Source organism: Isoptericola haloaureus, assembly GCF_036689775.1.
Classification (GTDB): Bacteria; Actinomycetota; Actinomycetes; order Actinomycetales; family Cellulomonadaceae; genus Isoptericola; species Isoptericola haloaureus.
Map to the genome: position 1 here is coordinate 1,084,928 of NZ_JBAGLP010000118.1, position 13,143 is coordinate 1,098,070.

The 13,143-nt window shown below is 72.8% G+C and carries 14 protein-coding genes and 1 riboswitch; of the genes, 9 read left to right on the forward strand and 5 right to left on the reverse strand.

Features of this window, described 5'->3' with window-relative positions; all coding sequences use genetic code 11:
- Positions 1-140: 140 nt before the first annotated feature.
- Positions 141-1,643, forward strand: a complete 1,503-nt coding sequence (locus V5O49_RS15085) for a DNA cytosine methyltransferase (RefSeq protein WP_332902927.1) — start codon at positions 141-143, stop codon at positions 1,641-1,643.
- A gap of 272 nt (positions 1,644-1,915) precedes the next feature.
- On the opposite strand, the gene V5O49_RS15090 is transcribed toward V5O49_RS15085, so the two are convergent.
- A complete protein-coding gene (locus V5O49_RS15090) occupies positions 1,916-3,586 on the reverse strand; it encodes a nuclease-related domain-containing DEAD/DEAH box helicase (RefSeq protein ID WP_332902928.1) in 1,671 nt (556 codons plus the stop codon).
- Between the two features lie 139 nt (positions 3,587-3,725).
- Here V5O49_RS15090 and V5O49_RS15095 point away from each other — a divergent pair, with 139 nt between their 5' ends.
- Positions 3,726-4,415, forward strand: a complete 690-nt coding sequence (locus V5O49_RS15095) for a PepSY domain-containing protein (RefSeq protein ID WP_332902929.1) — start codon at positions 3,726-3,728, stop codon at positions 4,413-4,415.
- 26 nt (positions 4,416-4,441) lie between these two features.
- Here the strand turns inward: V5O49_RS15095 and V5O49_RS15100 are convergent, their stop codons facing one another.
- Together V5O49_RS15100 and V5O49_RS15105 are read right to left on the reverse strand one after the other, a co-directional pair.
- Positions 4,442-4,732 carry a hypothetical protein gene (locus V5O49_RS15100; RefSeq protein WP_332902930.1) on the reverse strand — a complete coding sequence of 97 codons (291 nt, stop codon included), beginning with the start codon at positions 4,730-4,732 and terminating at the stop codon, positions 4,442-4,444.
- Between the two features lie 71 nt (positions 4,733-4,803).
- Positions 4,804-4,922, reverse strand: a riboswitch (SAM riboswitch).
- Between the two features lie 67 nt (positions 4,923-4,989).
- A complete protein-coding gene (locus V5O49_RS15105) occupies positions 4,990-5,781 on the reverse strand; it encodes a DUF4352 domain-containing protein (RefSeq protein WP_332902931.1) in 792 nt (263 codons plus the stop codon).
- Between the two features lie 498 nt (positions 5,782-6,279).
- Between V5O49_RS15105 and V5O49_RS15110 the strand changes: the two genes are divergently transcribed.
- The 5 genes from V5O49_RS15110 to V5O49_RS15130 all read left to right on the forward strand — a co-directional run bounded on the left by V5O49_RS15110 (position 6,280) and on the right by V5O49_RS15130 (position 9,543).
- Entirely contained in the window at positions 6,280-7,476 is a 1,197-nt protein-coding gene (locus V5O49_RS15110; RefSeq protein ID WP_332902932.1) for a sensor histidine kinase, read from the forward strand.
- Between the two features lie 102 nt (positions 7,477-7,578).
- A complete protein-coding gene (locus V5O49_RS15115; protein ID WP_278236055.1) occupies positions 7,579-8,217 on the forward strand; it encodes a response regulator transcription factor in 639 nt (212 codons plus the stop codon).
- A gap of 28 nt (positions 8,218-8,245) precedes the next feature.
- Positions 8,246-8,638: a YchJ family protein gene (locus V5O49_RS15120; protein ID WP_332902933.1), complete on the forward strand. Its 393-nt coding sequence runs from the start codon at positions 8,246-8,248 to the stop codon at positions 8,636-8,638.
- A 49-nt stretch (positions 8,639-8,687) separates the two neighbouring features.
- The gene (locus V5O49_RS15125; protein WP_332902934.1) at positions 8,688-8,990 is read left to right on the forward strand and encodes a putative quinol monooxygenase; all 303 of its coding nucleotides are present in this window, start codon (positions 8,688-8,690) and stop codon (positions 8,988-8,990) included.
- Between the two features lie 133 nt (positions 8,991-9,123).
- On the forward strand, positions 9,124-9,543 hold the full coding sequence (locus V5O49_RS15130) for an Hsp20/alpha crystallin family protein (protein WP_332902935.1): 420 nt from the start codon (positions 9,124-9,126) through the stop codon (positions 9,541-9,543).
- A gap of 156 nt (positions 9,544-9,699) precedes the next feature.
- On the opposite strand, the gene V5O49_RS15135 is transcribed toward V5O49_RS15130, so the two are convergent.
- Positions 9,700-10,233, reverse strand: coding sequence for a nucleotidyltransferase family protein (locus V5O49_RS15135; protein ID WP_332902936.1), 534 nt, complete (start codon positions 10,231-10,233; stop codon positions 9,700-9,702).
- Between the two features lie 167 nt (positions 10,234-10,400).
- On the reverse strand, positions 10,401-11,609 hold the full coding sequence (locus tag V5O49_RS15140; RefSeq protein ID WP_332902970.1) for a cobalamin-independent methionine synthase II family protein: 1,209 nt from the start codon (positions 11,607-11,609) through the stop codon (positions 10,401-10,403).
- 126 nt (positions 11,610-11,735) lie between these two features.
- On the opposite strand from V5O49_RS15140, the gene V5O49_RS15145 reads away from it, so the two are divergent.
- Positions 11,736-12,461, forward strand: a complete 726-nt coding sequence (locus tag V5O49_RS15145; protein ID WP_332902937.1) for a class I SAM-dependent methyltransferase — start codon at positions 11,736-11,738, stop codon at positions 12,459-12,461.
- A 93-nt stretch (positions 12,462-12,554) separates the two neighbouring features.
- The gene (locus V5O49_RS15150) at positions 12,555-13,046 is read left to right on the forward strand and encodes a hypothetical protein (protein WP_332902938.1); all 492 of its coding nucleotides are present in this window, start codon (positions 12,555-12,557) and stop codon (positions 13,044-13,046) included.
- The last annotated feature ends 97 nt before the right edge of the window (positions 13,047-13,143 follow it).

The window sequence follows — 13,143 nt, forward strand, 5'->3', positions numbered from 1 at the left end:
CTCCGCTCAACAGGCTGGTTCGCCGCGTACCTCCGCCCGAAGTACGGGCAGCCCGACTGCCCAGGGGCGGCGTCAAACCGCTCCAACACATGCATGTTTTCGCAGGTCATGATCAGGCCGGCAGCAGTTAGGATTGTTGGATGAGCCCTGACGCACTCTGCGTGCCACCGATCAAGGTCCTAGACCTGTTTGCTGGCTGCGGTGGCCTTACGGAGGGGTTCCACCAGTACCAGCCGGAGGGCTGTGCGCGGCCGGCGTTCCACACCGTGGGTGCTGTTGAGTGGGACGAGTCCGCCGCCGCGACGTACGCCCTGAACTTCGGCGGCACCGCGGCTCGTTCACGAGGTCTGGAGCCGCCGATCATTGCGCGTGCAGACATCAGGGAGTGGACGCCGCCATGGGGCCCCGGCGAGGTGGACGTGGTGGTGGGCGGCCCGCCTTGCCAGGGATTCTCGGGCCTCAACCGCGAGAAGGTCCGCGCCGAGCGGAACCAGCTCTGGCAAGAGTTCATCAAGGTGGTCGTTGCCCTCCAGCCGAAGGTCTTCGTTATCGAGAACGTCGACCGATTCCTCCGGTCTGTCGAGTTCCAGGACCTGAAGCAGCGTATCGGGGGTGCCGACCTGACGAACTACGAACTCGTCGACCCGTTGGCGGCCGAGGACGGGCCGACGGGCTGGGCGCGGGAACGCCACTACCTGCTGAACGCTGCCGACTTCGGTGCCCCACAGGCCCGACGGCGCGCGATCGTCATCGGCCGCCGCATCGACGTCGACCTCGAGCGAGATCTGTTGCGCTATCCCGAACCCACACACTCGAAGGACGGAGCAGACGGCAGGAAACGGTGGCTGAGCGTCGACCCGCTCTTCCGACAGACGGCCAAGCTCGCTCTGCGCTCAGACCTGCCGGATCGTGGGCCGCGACCAGTCCCCGGCGTCGAGGGTATGCATCGGGGACCGTTCACTGCCCGGGAACTCCACATCGGGCGCAACCCTGAGCCGCTCTCGCTCGCGCGATACCGAGCGATCCCTGCGGGAGGAAACCGGAAAGATCTGCGCGGCAGGTACTCCTGCCGTTTCGACGGCGGCGAGGAAGTCATCATCGAAAGATCCGGTGAGTATCGCGACGCCAGCGGCCATCTGGTGGTCGACGGTTCGTACCGCGTCGTCGCAAGTGGCAGCGTGACGCTCGTCCCTCTGACGGTCCGCCTCCTGGAGAAGGGCGAGCCGGCGGCTGGCGGACCCTCTGGACGCAGCAAGTCCGAGCGCTTCGTCGTCGCTGTCCGTACCGGGGGGAGCGAGCGCAAGGCGGAGCTCGAGTACCTCTCCACGCCGTCCTGGGATGCCCACGACACAGGATCGGGCGACGTCATGGGCCGGGCACGCATGGGCACCCCGTCCGTGACGATCCGCACCGAGTTCTTCAAGCCCGAGAAGGGCCGCTACCTGCACCCCACGGAGGACCGCCCGATCACCCATCTCGAGGCCGCCAAGCTTCAAGGCTTCCCAGCCTCGTTCAAGTGGTGCGGAAGCAGGCTCGACATCGCGAAGCAGATCGGCAACGCCGTTCCCATCCCGCTGGGCCGAAAGATCGCCGAGTCGATCTACGGGTACTTGGACCAGGCAAGGTCGGGAACCTCGGCTTGATCCGACGGCGTGCCGACGCGAGCATTGCCGGGCAAGGAGCAGGGCCCAGTGTCCTCGGGGCTTCGACATCACGCCAAGGCGCCACGAGCCTCCAACAAACCCAGGGCGATTCAGTGTCCCCTCACCGGGCGGCCTGATCAATCTTGTCGAGTCCTGTGCGCAGGTCGTCGGGTCGACCTCGATCCGTATTGGGCCACCGGCCCTCCCGCGAACACCTGGCCTGACGGTTGGAGCAGTTCGCTGCCGCCCACTGAGACTGCTCGGCCCTTCGGTCACACCGCCGGTGACCACCCCTCCGCCTTCTCGAGCCGCCGCCGTACGCCCTCGGCCCCGACCTCCTCGATCCACTCGCGATCCCCGACGACGACGAGCAGGGTCCGCGCCCGCGACAGCCCGGTGTACAGCATCTCCCGTGCCCGCTCGAGGTCCCGCACCCCGTTGACGGCCAGCACCACCACGGATCGCTCGAGCCCCTTGAACCCGAGGACGTGCCCGTAGAACACGTCCTGCTCGGCGAAGAACGCGTCCCAGTACTCGGCGTACCCGCCGAGCTCCACCTCGTTGACCTGCTCGGGGTGCCGCCGCCCGGTCGCGAGCAGCGCGACCGAGCCGGGCTCCCAGCCCTCGGCGAGCAGCGCCTCGACGGCGTCGTCCGCCGCCTCGACCGCGGTCTCGGCGGGCACGTCGACCACCCGCACGGGCGGCCCGTCGAGCCCTCGGGGCTTCACCACGTCGTCGGACAGCGCCCCGAAGACCTGCGCGATCTGCTTGGTGGACCGCAGGTTCTCGTCCAGGGTCACCGGCGTGAGCTCCAGCGGCACCTGGCCGTCGCGCGGAAAGACCCGCTGCGCGTCGTCGAGGAACACGTACACCCCGCCGGTGTCGGCGTCCCGCAGGCACCGCAGCAGGGAGGGCCACCACAGGTCGCCGAAGTCCTGCGCCTCGTCGACGACGACGGCGTCGAACAGCTCGTCCGGTCCGCGCAGCGCCGCGAGGCGCCCCAGCTCGGTCGGCAGGTGCCGCTCCCAGTAGTCGGGGTCGTCGTCGCGCCCGCCGACCGCGCCCCAGGAGACCGGCAGCTCGTGGAAGAGGCCGACGTAGGCGGGCTGGTCGCGGCGGGGCCAGGTCGCGGTGATCCGCTGGAAGTAGCGGCCGAGGCCCCGCGAGTAGCACAGCAGCGCCACCCGCTCCCCCGCCCGGGTCCGCCGTCGGGCCTGCTCCAGCGCCAGGTAGGTCTTGCCCGAGCCGGCGCCGCCGACCACCCGCATCCGCCGCACCTGCGAGAGGGCCCGCAGGATCTGCACCTGGTCACGGGTCATCTGCTCGAGCCGGGTCTCGTGCTCCAGCGCGCGCGTCAGGTGCTCCGACTGGCTGGGGAACCCGCCGGCCACGCAGGCGACGAGTCCGTCCAGCGCGTCCTCGTCCAGCGGGGCGTACCCCTGGCCGTGCCGCTCGATCGCGTGCTTGACGCGTTCCGCCACCCCGCCGGGGCTCTCGAGGTCGTCGCGCCCGATCACCATGTCCCGCGGCAGGTCGAACGAGTCCCACCCGCCCGAGACGTAGCGGTGCGGGAACGCCACGAGGTGCGCGGTGCGCGACGACGACGCCGGCTCGCCCCGCTCGCGCAGCAGCGCCTGCAGCACGTGGCGGGCGCTCTGCACCTGCCGGACCGGCTGGATGCGGTGCCGCGCGTCGCCGCTGCCCTGGTACCAGGACCCGCCGGACCGCTCGATGTACCCGCCCTTGACCTCGATGACGGCGATGCCGACGCCGGGCCAGGCGACGAGGAGGTCGATCTCGTACTCCTGGTCGTACTCCTGCAGGTTCACACCGTGGCAGACCACGACGTCGTCCGGGAGCTCCGCGCGCAGCGCCTCCCAGACCGCTCGCTCGGCTCCGCCGTCGTCCGGGAAGTCGGGCGTCGAGGGGTGCGTGCGGGGCATGCTCCTTTGGTACCTGACGAATCGTTTCAGGTCACGGACGTTCCAAGAGTTGGTGTGACGATTCACCTGATTTCACCCTCCCCGGGTCTTACAGCGAGCACATGTCCCGCTCCCGTCCATCTCCGCCACAATGGCCGCCATGCCGTCCTGCCCTGCCCACCGCCTCGCCCCGGCCCGACGCGCGGCCCGCACCGGTGCCGTCGTCGTCGCGGCGGGCCTCGCCCTCGCAGCCTGCTCCGCCGACGTGGCGCCCGCTCCGGACGCCGCCACGCCGGCTGCCTCCCCCGCGGAGACGTCGCCCGCACCGAGCAGCACGCCGACCGAGCCGTCGGCGGGCCCCAGCCCGTCGCCGTCGGACACCCCGAGCCCGCGGGCCCAGGAGCCCGAGCCGGCCGACACCCCCACCTACCCGTCGTTCGACCCGCACACCGACCGCGCCCTGCAGACCATCGCCGCGATGGAGGCGACTTTCGGCGCGGGCGCCTTCAAGGTCGAGGGCGACGACGACGGCACGCGCTGGAAGCTGGAGCTCACGCAGGGCGACGATCGCCTGAAGGTGAAGGCCGAGGCGGACGACACCGGCATCGCGACGACCGACACGAAGCGCGACGACCTCGGCGACGACGACCGCGAGGCCCTCGGACGCGCGCAGGTCAGCCTGAGCGAGGCGATCGTCCGCGTCGTCGAGTCCTCGGGCGGCGTCCTGGACAAGGCCGAGCTCGAGGAGGACGACGGCCTCGCCTACTGGGAGGTCGAGGTCGACCTCGGGGACGACGACGAGCACTACCGCGTCGACGTCGCCACCGGCACGCTCTCGCGGGACGCGTAGGGGCTGCGCACCGGCGGCCCCGGCGGTCACGCGGCCTCCCCCACCATCGGCGGGCGCGTGAGGTCGCCGTCGCCCTCAAGCCTGGGGACGACGTAGAAGCCGTCGGGCGTCTTCCAGTCGTAGACGACGACCGCGTTGACCTCCCGCAGACTCCCACGCCACGACGCCAGGCGGTGCCGGTCCACCCACCGCAGCCCGCGCCCGGCCTGGTCGCGCACCGCACAGCTCAACATCGCCAGGTGGTACGAGTTCCTGTGCTGCTCGTGGATCTCCCAGGGCAGCCGGGCGAGGACCTGCTCGTCGAGCTCGGGAAACATCTCTGCTCCTTCGTCCGGGGAGCCGGCCGACAGCCACCCGGACGCGCGAACGAGCCCGGAGGCCGTCGGCGACCCCGCTCTTCCCCGCGCCGGTCGGCGCGAGGCCGGTCTTCCTCCTGAGGCACCGTGCGCGAGGAGCGCGGTTGCCGGATCGGCACGCGGAGGACGTGTCGCCGATCACTCGTTGACCTGGGCAGATGTCTACCCGACACCGGAGGCGGGCCGCAACCGCGACGGCCCGCCCCGGACGTCCGGTCTCACTGCAGCGAGACCTCGACACCGCCGGAGAACGCCGAGTCGTGCAGCTCGAGCGTGGCGGGCGTCGCGTCCGTCGGCACGTCGAAGACGACGACGCCGTCCACGGTGTTACCCGGGTTGATCTCGTTGAGGAAGCTGTTCGAGTCGTCGAGGTAGATCGCCGCCTCGGAGTCCGCCGAGTGCGTGCGACCCTCGGTGTCGACGAGCTTCTGGCTGCTGCCGTCGAAGTACTGCGCCTCGTCGCCGATGTTCTCCACCGCCATGTGGACGAGCACGAACTGCCCCTGGGCCTCGGTGTTGAGGTACTCGTTCCCGATCTGCGCCACGCCGTCCTCGAGCTCGGTCACCGTGAACTCGAACTTGCCGTCGCGCGCGGCGTCGCCGAGCCCCGGCAGGTCCGCGGCGTCGGTGGCGGGCTCCTCCGCCTGCTCCTCGGCATCGGCCGCGTCCTGACCGTCCGCGGCCGCGCCGTCGTCGGTCCCGGCGTCCTGACCGGAGTCCTCGGTCGTCGCGGCGTCCTCGGAGGCGACCTCCGCCGTCGTGCCCGCGTCCGCCGGCGCCTCGTCGCCGCCACCGCCGAACGCGGCGCCGACGACGGCGATCCCGACGAGCACGCCGAGGCCGGTGAGGACCTTGTGGCGCGCGAACCAGCTCTTCTGCGGCCCCGGCTCGGGAGCCTGCGGCGCTCCGGACCCGCCCGGAGGAACGGGCTGCTGCGGGACCTGGCCCTGCGGGGCGGGCTGCTGCGGGGTCTGCGGAGACCACGCGGGGTGCTGCTGCTGGTCGGACATGATCGCTCCTTCGTCGAGCCGGTGATCGAACGAGATCGATCCTCGGCTCCGGGTGCCCGACGGCGGATCCCCCGGGCGGCTCGACCCACCGACCCGAACGGGGGAACCTCGGGCCGCGCTGCCGACCCGATCGGGTGATGACCGGCGTCGGAGGCGCGCCGTACGCTGCCCGGTATGTACCCGCCGTCGTCCAGCCCGGGAGGGCCGCCGCCGGGCCCTGCCAGTGGTCCGAGCGGCCCTGTGCCGGGCTACCCCGGCTCCCACGAGGGAGCCGCCGCGCCCGATCCGTACGCCGGCTCGTCCGCGGCGCCCTCCCCGGCCTCGTACGCCGGTGGGGCTGCGCCGTCGCCCTACCCGCCGTCGCCGTACCCCGGCCCGACGCCGTACCCGGGTCCGATGCCGCACGCGCCCTCCCCCGGTTCCCCGCCCGCCGGACCGACCCCGAGGCCGCCCGGCCAGGGGCGTCGCACGGCGAGCCGGTGGGGGTCGATCGGCGCCGTGGCGGTCACCTGGTTCTGCGCCGTCACGGGCGCAGCCTTCGCGGCACCGGCCGAGCTCACCAACACCCAGGTCGCCGTCTTCCTGCTCTGGTTCGTCGTCGCGGCCGGGGTGGCAGCAGCCGTGTGGTGGCGCACCACGCACCCGGTCGCGGTGTGCCTGGCGACCGCCGCGGTCGGGATCGTCAGCCCGCTCGGCGCCGTCGCCCCGCTCCTCGCCCTGCCCTGGGTGGTGGCGCGCACCGACCTGCGACGCAGCCTGCTGTGCGGTGGCGCGACGACGCTGGCGCTGATCGCGACGTTCTGGCGCGACGCCGCTCGCGAGGGCGAGAACGTCATCTTCTCCGCGACCGCGGAGGACGGCGGCGCGACCTCCTACATGACGCCTCTCGGATACCTGATCCTGGGCGTGCTGGCCCTGGGACTCGCCGTCGGCGTCGGGCTGCTGCGCCGCGTCGCCACCCGGGCCGGGGCCGACGCCGACGCCGCCCGTTCCGTCGCCACCGCCGAGTCGCGACGGGCTGCGACGTACCAGGCGCGGTCCGAGACGCTGCAGACCGAGCTCTCACGGCAGGAGGAGCGCGACCTCATCGCCCGCGAGATGCACGACACGGTGGCGCACCAGCTCTCCCTGATGTCGCTGCAGGCCTCGGCCCTGGAGGTGTCGTCGGAGGACGCCGAGACCGGCGACGCGGCCCGGTCGATGCGGTCCTCGGCGCACCGTGCGCTGGAGGAGATGCGCACGCTCATCACGTCCCTGCGCGAGGGCGCCGAGGACTATGCGGGTCGGGACTGGACCCTGGACGACCTGGCCGACCTGCTCGACAGCGCCGGGGACCGGGGCGTGGACCTGGTGGCGACGGTGTTCGTGACCGACGGTGACGCCGCGCCGCCGACGCTGACCCGCACGGTGTACCGCGTGGTGCAGGAGTCGCTGACCAACGCGGCCAAGCACACCCCCGGCGCGCGCGTCGCGGTCAGCGTCCGGGCGCGACCGGTCGACGGCATCGACGTCTCGGTACGCAACCCCGCCGGCCCTGCCGCCGGGCCCGCGGCGGCGCCCGGGAGCGGCTCCGGCCTGCGCGGGATGCGGGAACGCTGCGAGGCCCTCGGCGGCACGTTCGACGCCGGCCGCCAGGACGACGACTCGTTCCTGGTCCGCGCCCACCTGCCCTGGTCGCCGACGCCGGAGGCGTAGCCGAGCAGGTCCAGTGCCCGCGCCGCTCCCGCGCCACTCCCGCGGCCGGCCCGGGCTGGAGCTGCTCCGACGATGTCGCAGGTCACCAGTAGTGTCGAGGCCGTGACACGGGTTCTGGTCGTCGACGACGACACGATGGTGCGGCAGTTCCTGCGACAGATCCTCACCGCACGCGGCCTGGAGGTCGTCGGCGAGGCCACCGACGGGGACGAGGTGGTCGCCGCCGTCCGGGCGCACCGTCCCGACGTCGTGCTCATGGATCTGCGCATGGCACGCCTCGACGGTGTGCGCGCCACCGCCGCCGTCGTCGAGCTGCCCGACCCGCCGGGCGTGGTCGCCATGACGTCCTTCGACACGGAGTCGGCCATCCTCGACGCCGTGCACGCCGGCGCCGCCGGGTTCCTGGCCAAGGACTCCGGCCCGGACGAGCTGGTCGCAGCCGTCGAGGCCGTCGCCGCCGGGGACGGGGCCCTGTCGCCACGGGCCGCCCGGGTGGTCGTGGAGCAGGTCGGCAAGGCGTCGGGCGCCCGAGGGCGGGACGAGGCCCGCGCGGAGCTGGCACGGCTCACCGACCGCGAGCGCGAGATCGCCCACCAGGCGGCCCGGGGCCTGACGAACGCCCAGATCGGCGCCGAGCTCTACCTCGGGGCGGCCACCGTGAAGACCCACCTCAGCACGGCCTGCCACAAGCTCGGGGTGAACCGGGTGCAGCTCGCGGTCCTCGTGGACCGCGCGGCCTGACCTCGGTCGGGTACGCGACCATGGACCTGTGGACGACGCGACCCGCTGCCCCTGCCTGTCCGGCCTGCCGTACGGGGAGTGCTGCGCCCCGCTGCACCGCGGCGAGCGCACCGCCCCGACCGCCGAGGCGCTGATGCGGTCCCGCTACAGCGCCTTCGCCTCCGGCGACGCCGACTACCTGAGCGCGACCTGGCACCCGCGCACCCGCCCGGCGTCGCTGGACCTGGACCCGGGCCGCCGCTGGCGGCGCCTGGACATCCTCGGCACCAGCGCGGGCGGGCCCTTCGACGACGCCGGCGAGGTCGAGTTCGTCGCGACGTTCGCCGACGACGACGGCGGGCGCGGCCGGCTGCACGAGCTCAGCCGGTTCGTGCGCGAGGGCGGCACGTGGCTCTACGTCGACGGCGACGTCCGGACCTGACGCCCGGACCGGCCGGGACATGTCGGGGGCGGTCGCTAGCGTCGCCGGCATGACCTTCGTGAACGTCGGCACCCTCGGAGCCGTACCCGGCAAGCGCGACGAGCTGGTCGCCCACCTGACGGCCCGCAGCGACGAGCTCGCCGACGCCGGCTGCCTGTCCTACGAGGTCGGCGTGAACGACGAGCAGCCCGACACCGTCTACGTCGCCGAGATCTGGACGTCGGCCGCGGCGCACCGCGACTCGCTGCAGTTGCCCGGCGTGCAGGCGTCCATCGCGGCGGCCAGGCCGCTGCTGTCCGGGGAGATGGGCGGGTTCCGGTTCGACGTCGTCGGCTCACCGCTGCGCGACTGAGCTCTCCGCTCAATCCCGGGTCCGGCGTCCGCCCACCCGACCCCGACGCCGCCGTCCGCCCACGGCGAACCCGGAAATTGAGTCGGGGTGACTCAAGTTGTACTCCTCGGAACCATCCACGAGAGGAGCACCCATGACTGCCACCCTGACCCGCACCCCGCTGACGGACGCGCTGTTCCGCGACCTGTGGACCCCGCGCCCGGCAGCCCCCGCCGACGCCAAGCCCGCCGCAGACGTGTACCGCGAGGGCGAGGACCTCGTCGCCCGCCTCGACCTGCCGGGCATCGACCCGGCCGAGGACGTCACTGTCGAGGTCGAGGGCCGCAAGCTCGTCGTGCGCGGCGAGCGCAAGGACCAGCGCGGCGAGGAGTCCGAGGGCCGCCGCGTCTCGGAGGTGCGCTTCGGCGCCTTCCGCCGGGTCGTCACGCTGCCGAGGGCCGTCGAGGCCGACGCGGTGACGGCGTCCTACGACGCCGGTGTCCTGACGGTCACCGTCGCCGGCGTGTTCGCCGGCACGACCCCGCAGCGCATCGAGGTCACCACCGCGGCCTGATCACGAGGCCCGGGCCGCCCGGCCCGGCTGCGCGCACGGCGACACTCACGGCGACGGCGCTCGACCCGTCAGGGTCGGGCGCCGTCGTCACACACGGACATCACCGCGAGATCAGCTGCTCGAGCGCCTCCAGGGCGTGATCGACGTCGTCGCGCCTCACAGCGGGATCGCCACGACGGATGCTCGCACCGCAGGACGGAGCGACCGCTCGGGGACGATGTCCACGGGCCGGCCCAGGATGGCCGAGAGCTCGGCCTCCAACGCGGCCAGCGCGAACAGGCCCACGCCGTCGTCGACGTCGACCAGCAGATCCACGCCCGATTCCGGGCCGTCCTCGCCGGAAGCGACGGAGCCGAAGACGCGCAGGTGACGCACTCCGCGCCTGGCCGCTGCGTCGACGACGTCGTCCCGATGCTGTCGAAGGACCGCGTCGAGCACGGTGCCGCCCCCCGCCTCGGTGAGAGCTACGGCCTCCGACGCGACCGCACGGCCCAGGAGGCGCTTGACCTCAGGCTGGCTGCGCCCCAACGACCGCGCGATCCGGCGCTGGCTCCACCCGAGATCATGCGCCTGGCGGACACCGCGTTCCAGCGTCCGGCTCGCTTCGGCGCGCAGGTCGTCCGCACGGGATCCCAGACCTGCCAGATAGTCCGCGAACGCACGCTCGACGGCCGACTCCTCGCCTTCCATGCGGTCACCTCCGATAGCACATGCTATCGAAATGGCCCGGCCGCGCACCGTCCGATCGAGCGTCTCTGTTTCTCAGGAATCGAGACCTGATTCCTGAGGAACAGAGACGCTCGACGGGAGACAGCTCAGCCCCGACGGGAGACAGTTCAGCCCCGACGGGAGACAGCTCAGCCCCAGAGCCGCTCCGAGGCGATCCGCGCGCCGGCAGCCAGCGACTCGAGCTTGGCCCACGCGATCTGCGGGTGCACGCGCCCGCCGAGCCCGCAGTCGGTCGAGGCCAGCACGTTCTCCCGGCCGACCCGCCGTGCGAACCGCTCGATGCGCTCGGCGACGAGCTCGGGGTGCTCCAGCACGTTGGTCGCGTGCGAGACCACGCCCGGCAGGATCAGCTTGCCCTCGGGCAGCTCGACGTCGTCCCAGACGCGGTACTCGTGCTCGTGCCGCACGTTCGCGGCCTCGAAGGAGTACGCCCCGGCGTCGATGTCGAGCATGAGCCCGACGATGTCGCGCATCGGCAGGTCCGTGGAGTGCGGCCCGTGCCACGAGCCCCAGCACAGGTGGTACCGCACCTTCTCCGGCGGGATGCCGCGCAGCGCGTGGTTGAGCGCCTCGACGTGGATCCGCGAGAAGTCGAGGTAGTCGGCGACGGTCGGCTCCGGCGTGACCTGGTCCCAGGACTCGGCCAGCCCCGGGTCGTCGATCTGCACGACGAGCCCGGCGTCGACGATCGCGAGGTACTCCTCACGCAGGACGTCGGCCCACGCGTACGCGTACTCCTCGTGCGTCGCGTAGTACTCGTTGTGGATCCGCGTCGCCGACCCGGGCGCGATCGAGGTGACGAACGCGTCGGTCACCCCGGCGGCGTCGGCGGCGGCCCGCAGGTTCGCGGCGTCCTGCGCGACGGCGGCCTGCCCGGTGTACGTCAGCGGCCCGGTGACCTTCGGGAACTGCCCCGGCCCCTCGCCGTGGAAGATGCCCGACGTCGGGTCGGTGTACGCCTCGCGGAACCGCGCCTGGTCGCGGCGGTTGCCGAACCCGGTCAGCCGCACGTCGCCGGGCGCGGACTGCACGTCCGCCAGCACCCACTGCGCGTCGGTGTCGAGCTCGAGACCGCCGGTGCGCTGGAACGAGTACGACCACCAGGCGCCGAAGTCCATCGGCGAGGACATCGACTTGCCGTACTCGCCGTCGCCGACCACGGAGATCCCGGCGTCCTGCTGGCGGCGCACGACGTCGGCGACGGCGTCGCGCAGCAGCGGGCCGAACTCGCCGTCGGCGTCCCCGTTCTCGCGGGCCGCGTTGGCGGCGAGCAGCTCGGCGGTGCGCGGCAGGGAGCCGGCGTGGGTGGTCTCGATGCGGTCGGTGCTGCGCAGCACGATGTCCTGCCTCTCGGTCACGGGAACGGATCTCGGGCGATCGTCGCACGGTTGCCAGAACGGCAAACCGGCTGTCCCTCAGCCGGACGGCGGGGCACCATGAAGCCTCAGTCCACCGGAGGTCCGATGCCCGCCACCGTCCGCCTGATCGACGACGTCCGCCCCGAGGAGTCCGACCACGACTTCCTGCCCGGGATGCGTCGCGCCTGGCTCATGCCCTGGTACGACTTGACCGCCCGCCTGCGCGGCGTGCACCGCCTCTACCGGCGCACGATCGAGATCGCGGGGATCACCGCGGGGCAGCACGTGCTCGACGTCGGCTGCGGCACGGGCAACCTGAGCCGCGAGGTGCTGCAGGCCACGCCGGACGCCGTCGTCACCGGGCTGGACCCCGACGGCGACTCCCTGCGCCGCGCGGCCCGCAAGCTGCGCCGTCGGCGCTCCGGCGAGGTGACGTTGATCCGCGGGTTCGCGCACCGGCTGCCCGTGCCGGACGCCGGCCAGGACCACGTCGTCTCGTCCCTGGTGCTGCACCACGTCCCGCCGGAGGAGAAGCAGCAGCTCGCCGCCGAGCTGGTGCGGGTGCTGCGGCCGGGCGGACGCGTGACGATCGCGGACTTCGCCGGCGACCACGCCGGCGCCCACGCCGCCGGTCACGGGCGCGGGCACCGCCACGGCGGCGAGGGGCACCAGCCCGGGCACGGTCCCGGCAGCACGGCCTACGACGCCGACAACGCCGACGGCGGCATCGAGAAGCTGCTCACGGCGGCCGGGCTGGAGGACGCCCGGGAGCTGGAGCGGATGCCGCTGCTGGGCGACTCGGTGGTGTTCGTCCAGGCACGGCGGCCCTGAGGCGCCGAAACTTCACCCCGCGCTCCGGCGGCGAGCGCTCGGGACCCGGACCAGGGTAGGACCCGTTGCGTCCCGCTCCGGAGAGGATTCCTCATGTCGATCCGCCGACGCCTCGTCGCCGTGACCGCCGCCTGCCTCGTCGCCCTCGGGCTGACGGCCGTCCCGGCCGCGGCCGACGATCCCGTCGTGACCGAGTCCGACGGCGTCTTCCAGGCCGACGGCACCTACCAGGCGTCCTACACACCAGGGAACGCCAGGAACACGGTGACGTTGTGGGCGTCCTGCTCGCCCGACGGCGACGCCACCGTGGCGGTCACGCACCAGGAGCTGTTGGGTTCCCTGTGGATCCGAGACGCCTACCCGACGCTGGAGGTCTGGGGCCAGAGCGACTCCGGGTTCATCCCCGCCTTCTCGTCCGGAGAGTCCACCGTGATGCGCATCTTCTCCGGCAAGAAGAACACCCCGGCCACCACGGCCTCGGTCTTCGTCCTCGCGGGCGGGGGCGCCTCGAGACCTGCCCTCACCGGCGCGCCCTTCCTCTACTCCCCGAGCGGCCGGGCCGCCATCCCCGCCGACGGCGAGTAGTCCCGGCGGTGCCCCGCACCGACGGCGGACCGGTTGTTCACGCAGCCGTCGCCCCGAGGCCCTTCCCGGGCGCTGCGGTGATGTCTAGCGTGGCGTC

Excerpts from the sequence above, each read along its gene's own strand:
- V5O49_RS15150 (WP_332902938.1), top strand. The coding sequence starts at position 12,555 with ATGTCGATCCGCCGACGCCTCGTCGCCGTGACCGCCGCCTGCCTCGTC.
- V5O49_RS15135 (WP_332902936.1), bottom strand. The coding sequence starts at position 10,233 with ATGGAAGGCGAGGAGTCGGCCGTCGAGCGTGCGTTCGCGGACTATCTG.
- V5O49_RS15125 (WP_332902934.1), top strand. The coding sequence starts at position 8,688 with ATGACCTTCGTGAACGTCGGCACCCTCGGAGCCGTACCCGGCAAGCGC.
- V5O49_RS15105 (WP_332902931.1), bottom strand. The coding sequence starts at position 5,781 with ATGTCCGACCAGCAGCAGCACCCCGCGTGGTCTCCGCAGACCCCGCAG.
- V5O49_RS15085 (WP_332902927.1), top strand. The coding sequence starts at position 141 with ATGAGCCCTGACGCACTCTGCGTGCCACCGATCAAGGTCCTAGACCTG.
- V5O49_RS15095 (WP_332902929.1), top strand. The coding sequence starts at position 3,726 with ATGCCGTCCTGCCCTGCCCACCGCCTCGCCCCGGCCCGACGCGCGGCC.
- V5O49_RS15145 (WP_332902937.1), top strand. The coding sequence starts at position 11,736 with ATGCCCGCCACCGTCCGCCTGATCGACGACGTCCGCCCCGAGGAGTCC.
- V5O49_RS15090 (WP_332902928.1), bottom strand. The coding sequence starts at position 3,586 with ATGCCCCGCACGCACCCCTCGACGCCCGACTTCCCGGACGACGGCGGA.
- V5O49_RS15100 (WP_332902930.1), bottom strand. The coding sequence starts at position 4,732 with ATGTTTCCCGAGCTCGACGAGCAGGTCCTCGCCCGGCTGCCCTGGGAG.
- V5O49_RS15130 (WP_332902935.1), top strand. The coding sequence starts at position 9,124 with ATGACTGCCACCCTGACCCGCACCCCGCTGACGGACGCGCTGTTCCGC.